This is a genomic window from Hydrogenophaga sp. GW823-FHT04C09, from assembly GCF_058796355.1.
This window is the reverse complement of the sequence record NZ_JBXAIO010000012.1, coordinates 1-18,696: the sequence shown is the minus strand read 5'-3', so window position 1 is coordinate 18,696 and position 18,696 is coordinate 1. Positions and strand designations below refer to the sequence as shown.

The window sequence follows — 18,696 nt, the reverse complement described above, 5'->3', positions numbered from 1 at the left end:
GTGTCCCTCGGAACGTGTTGTCAATTTGCAACTGCGAATGATAACGACACTTGCGCGCCGATCACCTTGCCTTCGGTCATGCGGTTGCTCAGATCCACGCGGCCGCCGTGTTCGTCCATGATTTTCTTGACCACCGCAAGGCCCAGGCCGGTGCCCTTGACTTTGGTGGTGACGTAGGGCTCGAACGCCCGTTTGAGAATGTGTTCGGCAAAACCCGGGCCTTCGTCGAGCACCGACAGGCGCACCCACTGGCCGGAGTCGGAGCGCCGGGTGCGCAGCAGCACCTGGGCGTCGGGCACGCCGGCCATGGCGTCCTGCGCGTTCTGCACCAGGTTGTGCAAGGTCTGCCGCACCTGCTGCGGGTCGGCCATGGCCTTGGGCAGGTCGTCGGCGAGTTCCAGGCGCACCGGCACGGCGGCGTTGTCGTACAGCACGACGATGTCGCGCACCAGGGCGTTGAGGTCGACCGGCATGAGTTGCGCGGCGGGCAGGCGCGCGTAGTCGCGGAATTCGTTGACCAGGCGCTTCATCGCATCGACCTGGTCGACGATGGTTTTCACCGACTTGTTGAGAATGGCTTGTTCGGGCGGCTGTACCTTGCCGTCGAGTTTCATGGCCAGGCGCTCGGCCGAGAGCTGGATGGGCGTGAGCGGGTTCTTGATTTCGTGCGCGAGGCGGCGCGCGACCTCGCCCCAGGCCTTGGCGCGCTGGGCGGACACCATTTCCGAGACGTCGTCGAACACAAGCAGGCGTTCGTTGTTGGGCAGCAGGGCGCCGCGCGCGATGAGGGTGATGCCTTCGTCGAAGGGCGTGGTGCCGTCCGCGCTGAGCTCGAAGGACTGCTGCCAGTAGCCGCCTTCGTGTTGCGCCTGGTCGGACAGGAAGCGCTCGAACTGCTGCAGCACGCCGCCGCCAAAGGTCTCCAGTCCCGGCACCTCGGCCAATGGCTGGCCCATGTGCACGGCCAGCGGCGTGTGCAGGATGCGCGCCGCGCCGGGGTTGACGCTGCGCACACGGCCCTGCTCGTCGAGCACGACGACACCGGCGGTGAGGTTGTCCAGGATGGTCTGCAGGTTGTCGCGCGCGGCGTCTACCTGCTCCATGCTTTGCTGCACCGCGGCGCGCGCGTCCGAGAGGTCTTGTGTCATGTGCGCGAAGGTGCGCGTGAGGCTCGCGAGCTCGTCGCGCGAGGTCAGTGCGGTCTTGGGCGCGAGGTTGCCGGCCGCCACTTCGCGCATGCCCTCGGCGAGCACGAGCAGCGGGCGCACCAGCTGGTTGCCCAGCAGCACGGCCAGCAGCACGGCGCCGAACACGGCGAGGAACAGCGCCAGCGTGAGCGTGCCAATGTACATGCGGCGCAGACCTTCGCGGGTGAGCGCGCGCTCCTGGTACTCGCGGTTGGCGACCTGCACGGCCAGCGCGTCCGTCACCAGCGCACCGGGCAGCGGTGCCACCACCTGCAGGTAACGCGGCTCGGCGTTGAAACCGAAGTTGGGCGGGCTCACCAGGGCCAGCACCTTGATGCGTGGTTGACTGGCCGCGATCAGGGCCTCGATCTCGCCGCTGCCGTCCTCCTCCAAGCCTTCGATCTGGGCCACGACGCGGGCGTTGCGGGCGCTGCGCAGCTGGGCTGGCGTGGGGCGCTCGGGGTTGATGTCGAAACGCGAGCTGCCCGAGCTGCCCAAGGCCTGGCCGTTGGCGCTCCAGAGCACCAGGTCGGTCACGCCGAGCTGTTCGCGCACGCGCTCCAGCGCCAGCACGGCCGACGGGTTGGGCACGCGCGAGAGGCCCTCGGCGGCCACGCGGGTCTTGCTGCTGAGGTCGGCGGTCAAGGTGTCGAGCGTGGTGCGCCCGAGGTTGAGTCCGGCGACCAGCGCGGATTCCACGCGCACGTCGAACCAGCTCTCGATGGAGCGCGAAACGAACTGGTAGGACACGGTGTAGATCAGCAAACCCGGCAGGATGCCGACCAGGCCGATGATGGCGGCGAGCTTGATCAGCAGCCGACTGCCGAACTTGCCGCGTTTCAGGCGCAGGGCCAGGCGCAGGGCCAGCCACAGGATGACGAGCAACAGGAAGGCCGCCACCGCCACGTTGATGCCGACCAGCCAGTTGAAGTTCTGCTCGTAGAACGCGCGGTTGTTGGTGGCCAGGGTGAGCAGGAACAGCAGCACCATGCCCACGCCGGTCATGAACACCAGTCCGGCGCCGATGGCCCAGCGCACAGCGGCGGGCTTGGTCTTGGGGGCGGTGGTGTGGACCGGGGTCACGATGGGGTCCTGGCCGCGCGGGCCGCGCACGCTGGACATGGCCGCTAGCGCGTGGGCTCGCGCACGCTGGGTTCGCCGGTGAGCTCGACGGCGTGAACGCCGCCGGCCGTGTGGTCCGGGGCCTTGTCGGCCTCCGCCCGCCCGGGCACCGGCAGGGTCTGGCGGACTTCCACGGTCCATTCGGGCTGGTTGGCCATGCCGATCTGGAACGGCCGGGGCAGCAGGGTCAGATCCAGCCGGAACGAGAACTCGACTTCATGCTCGGCATCGGGTTCGAGCCGCGCCGCGTCGGCCAGCTTCCAGCGGGCCACGCGGCCCACGCCGGCCAGCGCCTCGTTGAGGGAGTCGAAGTTCTGGTGCAGGGCGTACTGCAGGCCGGCCCCGCCGGAGGCGGCGGCGGTCTCGTTGGACAGGCTCACGCGCCAGCGCCGGGTGAGCGGCTGGTAGGCCAGGCGCAGCGTGCGCGTGGCACTCGCCACGCGCTTGTCGGTCCAGTACCAGCGGGCACGGTAAACGTCGGCATGCCACACGAAATAAAGGGGAACGGCCTTGTACAGGGCGTCTTCGACCACCGGCGCGGGCTGGAGCTCCATGCGGGCCGAGAGGAACAGCGCTTCGGGGGTGCGCTGCAGACCGAGCTGCTCCACCAGCGGGGCCTGGGCGTGCGCGGGCCAGAACGCCAGCAGCGACAGCGCCAGCCCCAGGACAAACCCACGCCATCGGTTCATGGCGCGGGTCCGGCGGGTGGCGATGGGCGGTCGGTCAAGGCAGGGCCTTGTCGATGCGGGCATAGAAGAAACCGTCGTATCCACCTGGAGGATTGTCGTTGAACTCCCCCGACGGGGCGGCCGAACCGGGCAGCAAATGCCCCGGCGAAGGCCGATGAAGCGCGTCGGTGTGGCGCACAAGGAACGACTGGACCTGCCCGTCGCCTTCGGCGCGGAACACCGAGCAGGTGGCGTAGACCAGCCGGCCACCGGGTTTGAGCAGCGGCCAGAGGGCTTCGAGCAGGCCGCGCTGCGTGGCCACCAGCGCATCCACGTCGCTGGCGCGGCGCAGCCAGCGCACGTCCGGATGGCGCCGCACGATGCCCGAGGCGGTGCAAGGCGCGTCGAGCAGGATGGCGTCGAACGGCTGAGCGTCCCACCAGGCGGCGGGTTGTGCGGCATCGGCGCTGCGCACCGTGGCTTGCAGGCCCAGGCGCTGCAAGGTGTCTTCGATGCGCTCGCAGCGGCGCGGGTCCACGTCGAGCGCCAGCAGGTTCAGGTCGGCGCGTTCGAGCAAATGGGCGGTTTTGCCGCCGGGGGCGGCGCAGGCGTCGAGCACGCGGTCGGCCGCGGTCCAGGCCCGGCCTTCGAGCAACTGGTCGGCCGCCATCTGGGCGGCGGCGTCCTGCACCGAACAATGGCCCTGGGCAAAACCAGGCAGGCGCTCGACCGGCTGCGGAGTGTCCAGCACCAGGCCATCGCTGCCCGTGGGGGTGGCGGTGAGGCCGATGGCTTCCAGGGCCTGCTGGTAGGCGGCGCGTTCCACGCGGCGGCGGTTCACGCGCAAGGCCATGGGGCCGGGCTGGTTGTTGGCCTCCAGGATGGCGCGCCAGTGCTCGGGGTGGTCGCGCTGCAGGCGCTCGATCCACCACAGCGGGTGGTTCCAGCGCGCGACCGGGTCGGCCGCCACGTGCGCCAGCAGCGCCTCGCGCTCGCGCAGGAAGCGGCGCAGGCAGGCGTTGACGAACGCCGCCTGGCGCTCGGTGCGGCGGTCCTGGCGGGCGGCTTCCACCGCCTGGTTCACCACCGTGTGCGCCGGGTAACGCGGGGCATGTTCGTCGGTCGCGTCCAGCAGCAAGGCCACCGCGCTGCACATCAGGGCCTGCACCGGCGGCGCCGGCTTGCGCTCCACCAACTGGTTCACCAGGGCGCGCGCCGTCCCGAGGTGGCGCAAGGCGTGGAAAGTGAGCGCCTGCACGCCCGGCCGCAGCGCGGGCACCAGCTCGGGCAGCACCTCGCTCAGCGAACGCCCCTGCTCGACCGCGAGCACGCAACCCGCGGTGTGGCGCAACTGGGTGGCCAGGGTGGGACCCTGGAGGCTGGGAGCGGTGGAGGTCGGGGGGGCCGGAGCGGTCAAGGCAGGTTCCGTGGCAAGCGCAGACAAAGCGAAGACCGCGAGTGTCACACAGCGCGGGACGGGGTGGCGGGTTCGTCCTCCCTCAGCAGGGGCAGCGGCCCCATGTCACGGCCATAGATGCGGCGGATGCGTTGGGCCAGCGGCGGGTGCGAGTCGAGCCAGTGCTCGGTCTTGCCGCCCGCGTTCGCCACCAGCAGCATGTGCTGCACCATCGAGCCCACCTGGCGCGGCACCACCCCTTCGCGCTGCTGGCTCAGCACCTTGCGCAGCACGCCACCCAGGCCGTCGCGGCTGCGCGTCCATTGCACGGCGCGCGCGTCGGCCAGGTACTCGCGCTGGCGCGAGACGGCGGCCTGCAACGCGTGGCCGGCGAGCCAGCCCAGCCAGCCTGCGGCCATGATGGCGAGGCCGATCAGGGCCGTGATCCAGCGCCGGTCCCGGCTGTCGGGCTCGGCCAGGTCCTGGCCCATGCGAAACAGCATCTCCAGCCCGAACACCATGCCGACCAGCCGCATGTTCAGGCGCGTATCGCCTTCACCGATGTGGCTGAACTCGTGCGCCACCAGGCCCTGCAGTTCGTCTCGGGTCAGGTGGTCGAGCGCGCCCTGGGTCACGGCCACCACCGCGTCGTTCTCGTCCCAGCCGGCCGCGAAGGCGTTGATGCCCTGGTCGCGCGCCAGCACCATGGCCTGTGGCCGTTTCAGGCCCGATGAAATCGCCATTTCGTCGACGATGTTGCAGAAGCGCTGTTCGTCGAGGTCGCCCGAAGGCTGCGCGGGCCGCGCCCCCATCTGCTCGGCCAGGCGCGCCCCGCCGCCGTCGGCCAGGCGGGAGGTCTCCACCCACCAGCCCCCCAGCACGAAGAGCAGCGTGACCCCGGTGTTGACGGAGAAGAAATAGCGGGGGAAGCGCAGTTCGCCGGGCATCCAGAATCCCCAGCTCAGGCCCCAGGCCAGGGCCAGCGCGGCGTTCACCGCCACCAGCAGCAACAGCACGGTGAGGCCGAACGCGAACAGCAGGCGCCGGGTCTCACCCCGGGCGTCGCGCTGGAATTCGAAGAAGCGCATTACAGCTGGATGCGCAAGGCCTCGCGTTCGGCTTCGCTCGTGGTGGACGCCAGCATGGTCAAAGGCTGGAAGCCGAACAGCCGCGCAATGAGCAGCGTGGGGAACTGGGCGGCGGCGTCGTTGAACTCGAGCACGTGGTCGTTGTAGGCCTGGCGCGCGAAACCGACGCGGTTCTCGGTGCTGGTGAGCTCCTCGCTGAGCTCGCGCATGTTCTGGTCGGCCTTGAGATCGGGGTAGTCCTCGACCACCGCGAACAGCTTGCCCAGCGCGCCGCCCAGAGCCTGTTCGGCCCCGGCCAGGGCGCCGAGCGCCCCGGCGTTGAGCGGGCTGCCGGCCGCCGTCTGCTCGGCCGTGCGCGCCTGGTTGCGCGCCGCGATCACCGCCTCCAGCGTCTGGGCTTCGTGGGCCAGGTAGCGGCGCGCCACCTCCACCAGGTTGGGAATCAGGTCGTAACGCCGCTTGAGCTGCACGTCGATCTGGCCAAACGCGTTGGCGATCGCGTTTTTCAGGCGCACCAGCCGGTTGTAGGCGCCCACGGCCCAGAAGAACAGCACCAGGCCCACGGCCAGGAAGACCCACAGCGAGACGGACATGTTTGGAACTCCTTGTTGTTGGTGTTGAACCGCCTGCCGTGCGGCAAGCGCGGCCAATATACCCCGCAGGGCATCACCCGTGCCTGCGCGCGCGCCATGAAAAAAGCCCCCGGTCGGATGACCGGGGGCTTCTGTTGGCTCGAAGGCGAAAGTGCCCCTGTCCAGAAACACCGCGGAACCGGCTTTGCCGGGCCGCAGGTGTTGCCCCCTTGAGGGGGCGGCGCATAGCGCCGCAGGGGTGGGCTTGCTTACTCGGCGTCGTGGGTGCTCGATGCGTCGGCCTGATCGGCCTGGTCGGCAGCCAGCGAGATCGCGTCGGCTTCGGCGATGGCACGGCGTTCTTCGTCGTCCATCTTCTCCTTGACCTTGCGCGCCTCGTGGTAGGCCATGCCGGTACCGGCCGGGATCAGACGACCCACGATCACGTTTTCCTTCAGACCACGCAGCTCGTCGCGCTTGCCCATGATGGCCGCTTCGGTCAGCACCCGGGTCGTTTCCTGGAAGGAAGCGGCCGAGATGAACGAGTCGGTGGACAGCGAGGCCTTGGTGATGCCCAGCAGGATGTTGCTGTACACCGCCGGCAGCTTGCCATCGGCACGCAGCGCGTCGTTGGTGTTGAGGATTTCCGAGCGCTCGACCTGTTCACCGGCGATGTAGCTGGAATCACCCACGCTGTCGACGACCACACGGCGCAGCATCTGGCGAACGATCACCTCGATGTGCTTGTCGTTGATCTTCACGCCCTGCAGGCGGTAGACGTCCTGCACTTCATCAACGATGTAGCGGGCCAGCTCTTCCATGCCCAGCAGGCGCAGGATGTCTTGCGGATCGGCCGGGCCGTCCACCACGCTCTCGCCCTTGTTGACCACCTGGCCTTCGTGCACCAGGATGTTCTTCTCCTTGGGGATGAGGTCGTCCCACACCTTGCCTTCGGGATCGGTGATCTGCAGGCGAACCTTGCCCTTGGTCTCCTTGCCGAACGACACGGTGCCGGTCATCTCGGCCAGCATGCCCTTGTCCTTCGGGCTGCGGGCTTCGAACAGCTCGGCCACCCGCGGCAGACCGCCGGTGATGTCTCGCGTCTTCTGGCCCTCGACCGGGATGCGCGCCAGCACTTCGCCGGGGCCCACGTCCTGGCCATCGCGCACCTGGATCAGCGAGCCGATCTGGAAGCCGATGGTCACCGAGTGGTCGGTGCCGGGGATCTTCACCTCGTTGCCCGAGCCATCGATCAGCTTGACCTGCGGACGGACCACCTTGGCCACGCCGCGGCGCTTCGGATCGATCACCACCAGGGTGGACAGGCCGGTGACATCGTCCACCTGCTTGGCCACGGTGAGGCCTTCCTCGACGTTCTCGAACTTCACCTGACCGGCGAATTCCGTGATGATCGGGCGCGTCAGCGGATCCCAGTTGGCCAGGATCGCACCGGCCTTGATGGTCTGGTCGGCCTTGACCGACAGGATCGCACCGTAAGGCACCTTGTGGCGCTCGCGCTCACGGCCGTGTTCGTCGTGGATGACGATCTCGCCCGAACGCGCGATCACGACCAGCTCACCCTTGGTGTTGGTCACGTAGCGCATGGTGGCGTTGAAGCCGATCACGCCGCTGGACTTGGCTTCCACGCTGGAGGCCACCGCCGCGCGCGACGCCGCACCACCGATGTGGAAGGTGCGCATGGTCAGCTGCGTGCCGGGTTCGCCGATCGACTGCGCGGCGATCACGCCGACCGCTTCGCCGATGTTGACCAGGCCACCGCGGCCCAGGTCGCGGCCGTAGCACTTGGCGCAGATACCGAAGCGGGTTTCGCAGGTCAGTGCGGTGCGCACCTTCACTTCGTCCACCGCGGCGGCTTCGAGCACGTCGAGCAGGTCTTCGTCGAGCATCTCGCCGGCGGGCACCAGCATCTGGCGCGTTTCCGGGTGGATCACTTCCTCGGCCGTGGTGCGGCCCAGGATGCGGTCGCGCAGCGACTCGATCACTTCACCGCCCTCGACGATGGCGCGCATCAGCGTGCCATTGGACGTGCCGCAGTCCTGCTGGTTGACCACCAGATCCTGCGTCACATCCACCAGACGGCGGGTGAGGTAGCCGGAGTTGGCCGTCTTCAGCGCCGTGTCGGCCAGACCCTTTCGGGCGCCGTGGGTGGAGATGAAGTACTGCAACACGTTGAGGCCTTCACGGAAGTTCGCCGTGATGGGGGTCTCAATGATCGAGCCGTCAGGCTTGGCCATCAGGCCGCGCATGCCGGCCAGCTGGCGGATCTGCGCCGCGGAACCGCGGGCGCCCGAGTCGGCCATCATGTAGATGGAGTTGAACGACTCCTGGTCCACTTCCTTGCCGCTGCGGTCGGTGGTCTTCTGCTTGGCCAGCTGGGCCATCATGACCTTGGAGATCTCGTCACCGGCCTTGCCCCAGATGTCCACCACCTTGTTGTAGCGCTCGCCCGCGGTCACCAGACCGGAGGCGTACTGCTGGGCGATTTCCTTCACCTCGTTTTCGGCGCGGTCGATGATGGCCGGCTTTTCCTTGGGCACCAGCATGTCGTCCACGGCGATCGAGATGCCGGCGCGCGTGGCCAGACGGAAACCGTTCTGGAGCAGCTTGTCGGCGAACACGACGGTTTCCTTCAGACCGCACTTGCGGAACGAGGTGTTGATCAGGCGCGAGATTTCCTTCTTCTTCAGCGCCTTGTTCAGCACCTCGAAGGGCAGGCCACGCGGCAGGATCTCGGACAGCAGCGCACGACCGACCGTGGTGTCCACCAGCGAGGTGGAGGCCACGAATTCGCCGCTGGCCTTGTCCAGCGTGTGCTGGGTCAGGCGCACGGCAATCTTCGAGGTGATCTCGACCACACCGTTGTCCAGCGCGCGCTGCAGCTCGGCCAGGTCGGCGAAGTACATGCCTTCGCCCTTGGCGTTGATGCGCTCGCGGGTGGCGTAGTACAGACCCAGCACCACGTCTTGCGACGGCACGATGGAGGGTTCGCCGTTGGCCGGGAACAGGATGTTGTTCGAGGCCAGCATCAGCGTGCGGGCTTCGAGCTGGGCTTCCACGGACAGCGGCACGTGAACGGCCATCTGGTCACCGTCGAAGTCGGCGTTGAAGGCCGCGCAGACCAGCGGGTGCAGCTGGATCGCCTTGCCTTCGATCAGGATCGGCTCGAACGCCTGGATGCCCAGGCGGTGCAGCGTCGGTGCGCGGTTGAGCATCACCGGGTGTTCCTTGATCACCTCTTCCAGGATGTCCCACACCACCGGCGTGCCGGCTTCCACTTCCTTCTTCGCGGCCTTGATGGTGGTCGCGATGCCCATGGCTTCCAGGCGCGAGAAGATGAAAGGCTTGAACAGCTCGAGCGCCATCAGCTTGGGCAGGCCGCACTGGTGCAGCTTGAGCGTGGGGCCGACCACGATGACCGAACGGCCCGAGTAGTCGACGCGCTTGCCCAGCAAGTTCTGGCGGAAGCGGCCGCTCTTGCCCTTGATCATGTCGGCCAGCGACTTCAGCGCGCGCTTGTTGGCGCCCGTCATGGCCTTGCCACGGCGGCCGTTGTCCAGCAGCGAGTCCACGGCTTCCTGCAGCATGCGCTTCTCGTTGCGCGCGATGATCTCGGGCGCCTTGAGTTCGAGCAGGCGGCGCAGGCGGCTGTTGCGGTTGATGACGCGGCGGTACAGGTCGTTCAGGTCGGAGGTCGCGAAGCGGCCGCCGTCCAGCGGCACCAGCGGACGCAGATCCGGCGGCAGCACGGGCAGCACGTCGAGCACCATCCACTCGGGCTTGATGCCGGACTTCTTGAAGGCTTCCAGCACCTTCAGGCGCTTGGCGTTCTTCTTGATCTTGAGTTCGGAGCCGGTCAGGTCGTTGCGCAGCTTCTCGATCTCGATGTCGAGGTCGATCGCCTGCAGCAGTTCCTTGATGCCCTCGGCGCCCATCTTGGCGATGAATTCGTCGCCGAATTCCTTGCGCTTGGCGTCGTAGTCGTCCTCGCTCATGATCGCGAACTTCTTCAGCGGGGTCATGCCCGGATCGACGATCACATACGCTTCGAAGTACAGCACGCGTTCGATGTCGCGCAGCGTCATGTCCAGGATCAGACCCAGGCGCGACGGCAGCGACTTCAGGAACCAGATGTGGGCGCAGGGCGCGGCCAGGTCGATGTGACCCATGCGCTCGCGACGCACCTTGGTCTGCGTGACTTCAACGCCGCACTTCTCGCAGATGACACCGCGGTGCTTGAGGCGCTTGTACTTGCCGCACAGGCATTCGTAGTCCTTGATGGGACCGAAGATCTTGGCGCAGAACAGGCCGTCGCGCTCGGGCTTGAACGTGCGGTAGTTGATGGTCTCGGGCTTCTTGACTTCACCGAAGGACCACGAGCGGATTTTTTCCGGCGAGGCCAGGCCGATGCGGATCGCATCGAAGTGCTCGTCGGGCGTGAACTGCTTGAACAGGTCGAGCAAAGATTTCATGGGTTGCTTTCCTTAAGTTCGGTGAATCAGGAACGTTCCAGCTCGATGTCGATACCGAGCGAGCGGATTTCCTTGACCAGCACGTTGAACGACTCGGGCATGCCCGCGTCGATCGTGTGCTCGCCCTTGACGATGGATTCGTACACCTTGGTGCGGCCTTGCACGTCGTCGGACTTGACGGTGAGCATTTCCTGCAGGATGTACGAAGCGCCGTAGGCTTCCAGCGCCCACACTTCCATTTCGCCGAAGCGCTGGCCGCCGAACTGCGCCTTGCCGCCCAGCGGCTGCTGGGTCACGAGCGAGTACGGGCCGGTGGAACGGGCGTGCATCTTGTCGTCGACCAAGTGGTGCAGCTTCAGGAAGTGCATGTAGCCCACGGTGGTCTTGCGCTCGAAGGCGTCACCCGTGCGGCCGTCGTACAGCTGCGCCTGGGTGCGGGTTTCGGTCAGGCCCTTGAGTTGAGCGATGTCGTCCGGGTAGGCCAGCTTGAGCATCGCGCGGATCTCGTCTTCCGAGGCACCGTCGAACACCGGGGTGGCGAACGGCACGCCGGTCTGCAGGTTCTCGGCCATCTCGATCACCTCGGCATCGCTCAGCGCGGCCAGGGTTTCCTTCTTGCCAGCCGAGTTGTAGACGGTCTCGAGGAACTTGCGCAGCTCGGCCACCTTGGCCTCGGCCTGCAGCATGTCGCCGATGCGCTGGCCCAGGCCCTTGGCGGCCCAGCCCAGGTGGACTTCGAGCACCTGACCCACGTTCATGCGCGAAGGCACGCCCAGCGGATTGAGCACGATGTCGGCGGGGGTGCCGTCGGCCATGTGCGGCATGTCTTCCACGGGCACGATCTTGGAGACCACGCCCTTGTTGCCGTGGCGGCCGGCCATCTTGTCACCCGGCTGCAGGCGGCGCTTGACGGCCAGGTAGACCTTGACCATCTTGAGCACGCCAGCGGGCAGCTCGTCGCCCTGCGTGAGCTTCTTGCGCTTCTCTTCGAACGCGAGGTCGAAGCTGTGGCGCGTCTGCTCCATCGAGTTCTTGATGGACTCGAGCTGGGCGGCCACGGTCTCGTCGGCCGGGCGGATGTCGAACCAGTGGTACTTCTCGACGTCGTCCAGGTAGGCCTTGTCGATGGTCGTGCCCTTGGACAGCTTCTTCGGGCCACCGTTGGCGATCTTGCCGGTCAGCAGCTTCTCGATCCGGTCGAAGGCGTCGGCTTCCACGATGCGCAGCTGGTCGTTGAGGTCCAGGCGGAAGCGCTTGAGTTCGTCGTCGATGATCTGCTGGGCGCGCTTGTCGCGCGTGATGCCTTCGCGGGTGAACACCTGCACGTCGATCACGGTGCCTTGCGAGCCCTGATCCACGCGCAGCGAGGTGTCCTTCACGTCGGAGGCCTTCTCGCCGAAGATCGCGCGCAGCAGCTTCTCTTCGGGCGTCAGCGTGGTCTCGCCCTTGGGCGTGACCTTGCCCACCAGCACGTCGCCGGGCAGCACTTCGGCGCCCACGTAGATGATGCCGGAGTCGTCCAGGCGGTTGAGCTGCTGCTCGGCCAGGTTGGGGATGTCGCGGGTGATTTCTTCCGCGCCCAGCTTGGTGTCGCGCGCCATGACCACCAGTTCCTCGATGTGGATCGAGGTGTAGCGGTCGTCGGCAACCACGCGTTCGGAGATCAGGATCGAGTCTTCGAAGTTGTAGCCGTTCCAGGGCATGAAGGCGATCAGCATGTTCTGCCCGATCGAGATCTCACCCAGGTCGGTCGACGCGCCGTCGGCGATCACGTCACCCGAGGCCAGCTTGTCGCCCTTCTTGACGATGGGACGCTGGTGGATGTTGGTGTTCTGGTTGGAACGCTGGTACTTGATGAGGTTGTAGATGTCCACACCCACTTCACCGGCCACGGCTTCGGCGTCGTTCACGCGGATCACGATGCGGGTCGCGTCCACGTAGTCGACCACGCCGCCGCGCTTGGCGGTGACGACGGTGCCGGAGTCGATCGCGGCCACGCGCTCGATGCCGGTGCCCACCAGGGGCTTCTCGGGACGCAGCACGGGCACGGCCTGGCGCGACATGTTGGCGCCCATCAGCGCGCGGTTCGCATCGTCGTGCTCGAGGAACGGCACCAGCGAGGCGGCCACGGAGACGATCTGCGCGGGCGACACGTCCATGTACTGGATGGTGTCGGCCGGCGTCAGGATCGATTCACCCTTTTCACGCGCGGAGATCAGGTCACCGGTCAGGCGGCCTTCGGCGTCGAGCGCGGCGTTGGCCTGGGCGATGACGTACTTGCCTTCTTCGATGGCCGACAGGTAGTCGATCTGGTTCGTCACCTTGCCATCGATCACGCGGCGGTACGGCGTTTCGATGAAGCCGTATTCGTTCAGGCGCGCGTACAGGGCCAGCGAGTTGATCAGACCGATGTTCGGGCCTTCCGGCGTTTCGATCGGGCAGACGCGGCCGTAGTGGGTCACGTGCACGTCGCGCACTTCGAAGCCGGCGCGTTCGCGGGTCAGACCGCCCGGGCCCAGGGCCGAGACGCGGCGCTTGTGCGTGATCTCGGCGAGCGGGTTGGTCTGGTCCATGAACTGCGACAGCTGCGACGCACCGAAGAACTCCTTGAGCGCCGCGGAAATCGGCTTGGAGTTGATCAGGTCGTGCGGCATCAGCGGCTCTTGCTCGGCCTGGCCGAGGCGTTCCTTCACGGCCTTCTCGATGCGGGCCAGGCCGGTGCGGTACTGGTTTTCGGCCAGTTCGCCGACGCAGCGCACGCGGCGGTTGCCCAGGTGGTCGATGTCATCGACTTCGCCACGGCCGTTGCGCAGGTCCACCAGGATCTTGACCACGGCCAGGATGTCGTCGTTGGACAGCACCATGGGGCCGGTGGATTCGTCGCGGCCCACGCGGGCGTTGAACTTCATGCGGCCCACGCGCGACAGGTCGTACGTGTCCGGGTTGTAGAACAGGCGGTGGAACAGGGCCTGCACGGCGTCTTCGGTCGGCGGCTCGCCGGGGCGCATCATGCGGTAGATGGCCACGCGCGCGGCGAACTCGTCGGCGGTTTCGTCGATGCGCAGGGTCTGCGAGATGTAGGCGCCCTGATCGAGTTCGTTGGTGTACAGGCACTGCAGGTCCTGCACGCCGGCGGTGCGCAGCTTCTTCAGCAGCGCTTCGGTCAGCTCTTCGTTGGCCTTGGCGATGATCTCGCCGGTGTCGGTGTCCACGATGTTGCGCGCCACGACGCGGCCGATCATGAAATCTTCCGGCACGCTGATGTGCGTGGTGCCCGACTGCTCGAGTTCGCGGGTGTGGCGCACGGTGATGCGCTTGTCCTTGGCGACCACGACCTTGCCGCTCTTGTCGGTGATGTCGAAACGCGCCACTTCACCGCGCAGGCGCTCGGGCACGAAGGCCATCTGCGCGCCGCTGTCCATCAGGCGGAAGTGGTCGTTGACGAAGAAGTTGGCCAGGATGGCTTCCGGCGTCAGGCCGATGGCCTTGAGCAGGATGGTGACCGGCATCTTGCGGCGACGGTCGACGCGGAAGAACAGCACGTCCTTCGGGTCGAATTCGAAGTCGAGCCAGGAGCCGCGGTACGGAATGATGCGAGCGGAGAACAGCAGCTTGCCCGAGCTGTGCGTCTTGCCCTTGTCGTGTTCGAAGAACACACCCGGCGAACGGTGCAACTGAGACACGATCACGCGCTCGGTGCCGTTGATGATGAAGGAGCCCTTCTCGGTCATCAGGGGCACTTCGCCCATGTAGACCTCTTGCTCCTTCACTTCCTTGATCACCTTGGATTGCGCGGTCGAGGACTCGCGGTCATAGATGATCAGCTGGACGCGAGCACGCACGGCGGACGCGAAGGTCAGGCCGCGGGTCTGGCATTCGCGCACGTCGAACGCGGGCTTGGCCAGGTTGTACTCGACGAACTTCATCTCCACGAAACCGTTGTGGGAGACGATGGGGAAAGCGGCCTCGAACGCGGCCTGCAGGCCTTCGTTGGTGCGCTTCTTCGGTGCGCTGTCGGCTTGCAGGAACGCGGTGTACGCGTCCTTCTGCATTTGCAGGAGGTAAGGAATCGCGAGGACGTTTTCGCGGGTACCAAAGCTCTTGCGGATGCGCTTGCGTTCGGTGTATGAGTATTTCGATGCTGAGGCCATGAGATCTCCGGGCTTGAGGTCTGCGGCGACTGTCTTGCCTACCAGGGACGGATTCCTGGTGGCTTTCTTGGTGGCTGGCCTCTACCAACCATTGGCGGACGGCCTGTGCATTGCACACAAGCCCGAACCAAGTCGTTTTCTGCAGTCGGGGTCAGAAAACACTGCTAAGAAGACTCGAAAAATCTGCTTAGCGGTGTTTCAACAAAACACTCAAAAGCCGTTTCGTGAGACGGGCTTTTGGGTGTGCTCTGAAAGCACCAAAGGCTGGAGGCCCTTGTCGAGCACTCCAGCCCCTGAAACCGGGCGAATTACTTCAGCTCGGCCTTGGCGCCGGCTTCCACCAGCTTCTTGACAGCGGCTTCGGCGTCGGCCTTGGCGATCGCTTCCTTGACGTTCTTCGGTGCGCCGTCGACCAGGTCCTTGGCTTCCTTGAGGCCCAGGCCGGTGATTTCGCGCACGGCCTTGATGACGGAGACCTTGTTCGCGCCGGCTTCGACCAGCACGACGTTGAATTCGGTCTTCTCTTCAGCGGCTGCGGCAGCACCACCGCCAGCGCCGCCGGCAGCAGGAGCGGCCATGGCGGCAGCGCTCACACCAAACTTCTCTTCGATGGCTTTCACCAGTTCGTTGAGTTCCATGACCGTCATGCTGTCCAGCGCGGTCAAAAATGCGTCTTTATCGAATGCCATTTTGATTTCCTAACAATTGGTTTGAATGAAAGTGCCGCGCCACTCAGGCAGCAGCCGCTTCTTCGGCTGCCGGTGCGGCAGCGCCTTCGCCTTTTTTGGCCGCCAGCGCGCCCAGCACCACGGCCGTGCGCGAAATGGGCGACATCAGCAAGCCACACAGCTGCGCCAACAGGACTTCCTTCGAAGGAATGCTGGCAAGCGTCTTCACGCCGTTGACGTCCAGGGCCTTGCCTCCGTACACACCGCCGCGGATCACCAGCTTGTCGTTGGTTTTCGCGAAATCGGCCACCACCTTCGCGGCGGCCACAGCGTCTTCAGAGAAGCCATAGATCAGCGGGCCGGTCATCTGGTCAGCGGCCACTTCAAACGGGCTGCCAGCCACCGCACGGCGGGCCAGGGTGTTCTTCAACACACTCAGGCTCACACCATTGCTGCGGGCTGTCACGCGCAGTTTGTCCATGTTCGCGACCGTGATGCCACGGTATTCCGCCATCACGAGCGTTTGAGCTTTTGCGGCGAGGCTGGTCACTTCGGAAATGACCGCTTCTTTCTCACTGCGATTCAGACTCAAGGTCTACTCCTTAAATGTACCCTCGGTCCTTCAAGACCTGGGGCACGCCTCATTGCAGCGATTCAACTGTTTCGGAACGGATTCCATCTGCAGCGGGATCGCCATCTGCGTTGGCTTGTCACAATTAAGCCGGCTTGCACCAGCACCAACGGTCTTGGATGGCCCCCAGATCGGCTTTCGCCAGCCCGGGGCCCACCACACCCAGGCCCCGAAGGGCCCGAATTTCTTGCGATTACGCCGAGATGGATTGGGTGTCCACGCGGACGCCCACACCCATCGTCGACGACACCGCCACCTTGCGCAGGTACACACCCTTGCTGGTGGCGGGCTTGGCCTTGGTCAGCGCGTCGAGCAGTGCCACCAGGTTGCCCTGGAGCTTGTCGGCGTCGAACGAGCGGCGGCCGATCGTGCCGTGCACGATGCCGGCCTTGTCGACGCGGAACTGCACCTGGCCCGCCTTGGCGTTGCGCACGGCTTGTGCCACATCGGGCGTCACGGTGCCGACCTTGGGGTTGGGCATCAGGCCGCGCGGGCCCAGCACCTGACCCAGGGTACCGACGATGCGCATGGCGTCCGGCGAGGCGATGACCACGTCGAAGTTCATGTTGCCGGCCTTGATGTCGGCGGCGAGGTCGTCCATGCCGACGATGTCGGCACCGGCGGCCTTGGCTTCTTCGGCCTTGGCGCCTTGGGCGAACACGGCCACGCGCTTGGTCTTGCCGGTGCCGTTGGGCATCACGACGGCGCCACGCACCACCTGGTCCGACTTCTTGGCATCCACGCCCAGCTGGATCGCCACGTCGATGGACTCATCGAACTTGGCGTTCGCGCATTCCTTGATGATCGCCAGGGCGTCGGTCAGGCTGTACAGCTTGTTGCTGTCGACCTTGCCTTCGAAGGCTTTCTGTTTTTTGGTCAGCTTGGCCATTTACACGCCCTCCACAATCACGCCCATCGAGCGAGCCGAACCGGCGATGGTGCGCACAGCGGCGTCCACATCGGCAGCGGTCATGTCCTTCATCTTGGTCTTGGCGATCTCTTCGAGCTGGGCCCGGGTGATCTTGCCGACCTTGTTCTTGTTGGGCACCGAGGAGCCCTTGTCCAGCTTGATGGCCTTCTTGATCAGGGTCGTCGCGGGCGGCGTCTTGATGATGAAGGTGAAGCTCTTGTCCGCGAAGGCCGTGATCACCACGGGCAGCGGCAGACCGGGCTCGACGCCCTGGGTCTGGGCGTTGAACGCCTTGCAGAACTCCATGATGTTCAGGCCGCGCTGACCCAGCGCCGGACCGATCGGGGGAGAGGGGTTGGCCTTACCAGCTGGCACTTGCAGCTTGATGAAGCCGACGATTTTTTTCGCCATTTTTTAGCTCCTGCGAGTGCAGACGGTTGCCATCAAGACAACCTCCTCGCGGTTGGGGACCCGGGAAAGAAACAATGGCACAGGCGTCGGGCCGACCCGCCTGTGCCACGAAAGATTCAGGTCTTTTCGACCTGGCTGAATTCCAGCTCCACCGGCGTGGCACGACCGAAGATGGTCACCGACACGCGCATCTTGTTCTTCTCGTAGTTGACTTCTTCGACGGTGCCGTTGAAGTCGGTGAACGGACCTTCCTTGACGCGCACGTACTCGCCGACCACGAACTCGACCTTGTGGCGCGGCTTGTCGGTGCCTTCCTGCATCTGGTTGACGATCTTCTGAACGTCTTCCTCGGAGATCGGCGCCGGGCGGTTCTTCGCGCCACCCACGAAACCGGTCACCTTGTTGGTGTGCTTCACCAGGTGCCAGGTGTCGTCGTCCATCACCATTTCCACCAGCACGTAGCCGGGGAAGAACTTGCGCTCGGTGGTGCGCTTCTGGCCGTTCTTCATCTCCACCACTTCTTCGGTGGGGACCAGGATGCGGCCAAACTTGTCTTGCATGCCGGCGCGGTTGATGCGCTCGACGATGTTGCGCTCGGCCGCCTTTTCCATGCCGGAGTAGGCATGGACCACGTACCAGCGCATGCCTTCAGCGGCCACGGGACTGTGTTGCTCGGTCATCATTTCCTCCAGCCCAGGATCAGGTCGTAAAACAGCCATTCGACGGTCTTGTCGGTCAGCCACAGGAACAGGGCCATCACGAACACGAACGCGAACACATAGGCCGTCATCTGGATGGCCTCCTTGCGCGCCGGCCAGACCACCTTCTTGACCTCACGCCAGGCGTCACGGCCGAAGGCGATCAGCTGCTTGCCCGACTCGGACACCGCGAACACCACCACGGCCGCGCCCAGCAGCACGATCAGCGCACCCCATTGCGCCAGCGCACCGCGCGAGGACAGCAGGTAGAACGCCACGAACGAGCCCAGCAACAGCGCGATCGCCGCCGCCAGCTTGGCCTTGTCGGCGCCGGTGTGGACGGTTTGAACTTCGGAAGTGGCCATGAGGATCCAGACAATTCGTATCAAAAGGCGCGTCCAAAACCCGAAAGCTTGAGACACGCAAGCCCACCAGAGGTCTTCACGACTTCGGTGGGCTTGTTAACCACTCAACAGGGTGGATTCAGGTTCCTGGCTTCAGGTTCCGGCGACATCCTGTCGGGTGGCAGGGGCAGTAGGAATCGAACCTACAACCTTCGGTTTTGGAGACCGACGCTCTGCCAATTGAGCTATACCCCTACTGGCTTCTGCCCCACAAAGGGCTTTTCTTACGCGATGATTTTTGCGACGACGCCGGCGCCGACGGTGCGGCCGCCTTCGCGGATGGCAAAGCGCAGGCCTTCT

At 65.6% G+C, this 18,696-nt stretch carries 14 protein-coding genes and 1 tRNA gene; all 15 read right to left on the bottom strand.

Annotation, left to right across the window (positions count from 1 at the left end; translation table 11 throughout):
• Positions 1-20: 20 nt before the first annotated feature.
• A complete protein-coding gene (locus AC1Q9M_RS24165; RefSeq protein ID WP_382322952.1) occupies positions 21-2,309 on the bottom strand; it encodes an ATP-binding protein in 2,289 nt (762 codons plus the stop codon).
• A gap of 5 nt (positions 2,310-2,314) precedes the next feature.
• Positions 2,315-2,998, bottom strand: a complete 684-nt coding sequence (locus tag AC1Q9M_RS24160; protein WP_382162653.1) for a DUF4390 domain-containing protein — start codon at positions 2,996-2,998, stop codon at positions 2,315-2,317.
• A gap of 34 nt (positions 2,999-3,032) precedes the next feature.
• Positions 3,033-4,394: a 16S rRNA (cytosine(967)-C(5))-methyltransferase RsmB gene (gene rsmB / locus AC1Q9M_RS24155; RefSeq protein ID WP_492436153.1), complete on the bottom strand. Its 1,362-nt coding sequence runs from the start codon at positions 4,392-4,394 to the stop codon at positions 3,033-3,035.
• A gap of 44 nt (positions 4,395-4,438) precedes the next feature.
• A complete protein-coding gene (locus AC1Q9M_RS24150) occupies positions 4,439-5,461 on the bottom strand; it encodes a M48 family metalloprotease (protein WP_382162659.1) in 1,023 nt (340 codons plus the stop codon).
• Entirely contained in the window at positions 5,461-6,054 is a 594-nt protein-coding gene (locus AC1Q9M_RS24145) for a LemA family protein (protein ID WP_382322950.1), read from the bottom strand. The genes AC1Q9M_RS24150 and AC1Q9M_RS24145 overlap by 1 nt, the downstream gene beginning before the upstream one ends.
• Positions 6,055-6,302: 248 nt before the next feature.
• Positions 6,303-10,523: a DNA-directed RNA polymerase subunit beta' gene (gene rpoC / locus AC1Q9M_RS24140; RefSeq protein ID WP_444688053.1), complete on the bottom strand. Its 4,221-nt coding sequence runs from the start codon at positions 10,521-10,523 to the stop codon at positions 6,303-6,305.
• 26 nt (positions 10,524-10,549) lie between these two features.
• Positions 10,550-14,674 carry a DNA-directed RNA polymerase subunit beta gene (gene rpoB / locus AC1Q9M_RS24135; protein ID WP_291121844.1) on the bottom strand — a complete coding sequence of 1,375 codons (4,125 nt, stop codon included), beginning with the start codon at positions 14,672-14,674 and terminating at the stop codon, positions 10,550-10,552.
• A gap of 308 nt (positions 14,675-14,982) precedes the next feature.
• Positions 14,983-15,363 (bottom strand): 50S ribosomal protein L7/L12, encoded by a 381-nt coding sequence (rplL, locus tag AC1Q9M_RS24130; protein WP_291121845.1) that lies wholly within the window; start codon positions 15,361-15,363, stop codon positions 14,983-14,985.
• A 43-nt stretch (positions 15,364-15,406) separates the two neighbouring features.
• Positions 15,407-15,934 carry a 50S ribosomal protein L10 gene (gene rplJ / locus AC1Q9M_RS24125; protein WP_291121846.1) on the bottom strand — a complete coding sequence of 176 codons (528 nt, stop codon included), beginning with the start codon at positions 15,932-15,934 and terminating at the stop codon, positions 15,407-15,409.
• A gap of 232 nt (positions 15,935-16,166) precedes the next feature.
• Positions 16,167-16,862 carry a 50S ribosomal protein L1 gene (rplA, locus tag AC1Q9M_RS24120; protein ID WP_291121847.1) on the bottom strand — a complete coding sequence of 232 codons (696 nt, stop codon included), beginning with the start codon at positions 16,860-16,862 and terminating at the stop codon, positions 16,167-16,169.
• Positions 16,863-17,294, bottom strand: a complete 432-nt coding sequence (rplK, locus tag AC1Q9M_RS24115; RefSeq protein WP_137922451.1) for a 50S ribosomal protein L11 — start codon at positions 17,292-17,294, stop codon at positions 16,863-16,865. It lies immediately after the preceding gene.
• Positions 17,295-17,410: 116 nt separating this feature from the next.
• Positions 17,411-17,977 (bottom strand): transcription termination/antitermination protein NusG, encoded by a 567-nt coding sequence (gene nusG / locus AC1Q9M_RS24110; RefSeq protein WP_291121848.1) that lies wholly within the window; start codon positions 17,975-17,977, stop codon positions 17,411-17,413.
• Complete coding sequence (gene secE / locus AC1Q9M_RS24105) at positions 17,974-18,357, bottom strand: preprotein translocase subunit SecE (RefSeq protein ID WP_291121849.1); 384 nt, start codon at positions 18,355-18,357, stop codon at positions 17,974-17,976. The genes nusG and secE overlap by 4 nt, the downstream gene beginning before the upstream one ends.
• A 158-nt stretch (positions 18,358-18,515) precedes the next feature.
• Positions 18,516-18,591 (bottom strand) — tRNA-Trp (locus tag AC1Q9M_RS24100).
• Positions 18,592-18,620: 29 nt separating this feature from the next.
• Positions 18,621-18,696, bottom strand: a 76-nt coding sequence (locus tag AC1Q9M_RS24095; RefSeq protein WP_198556962.1) for an EF-Tu C-terminal domain-related protein, incomplete at its 5' end; no start/stop codon positions are given.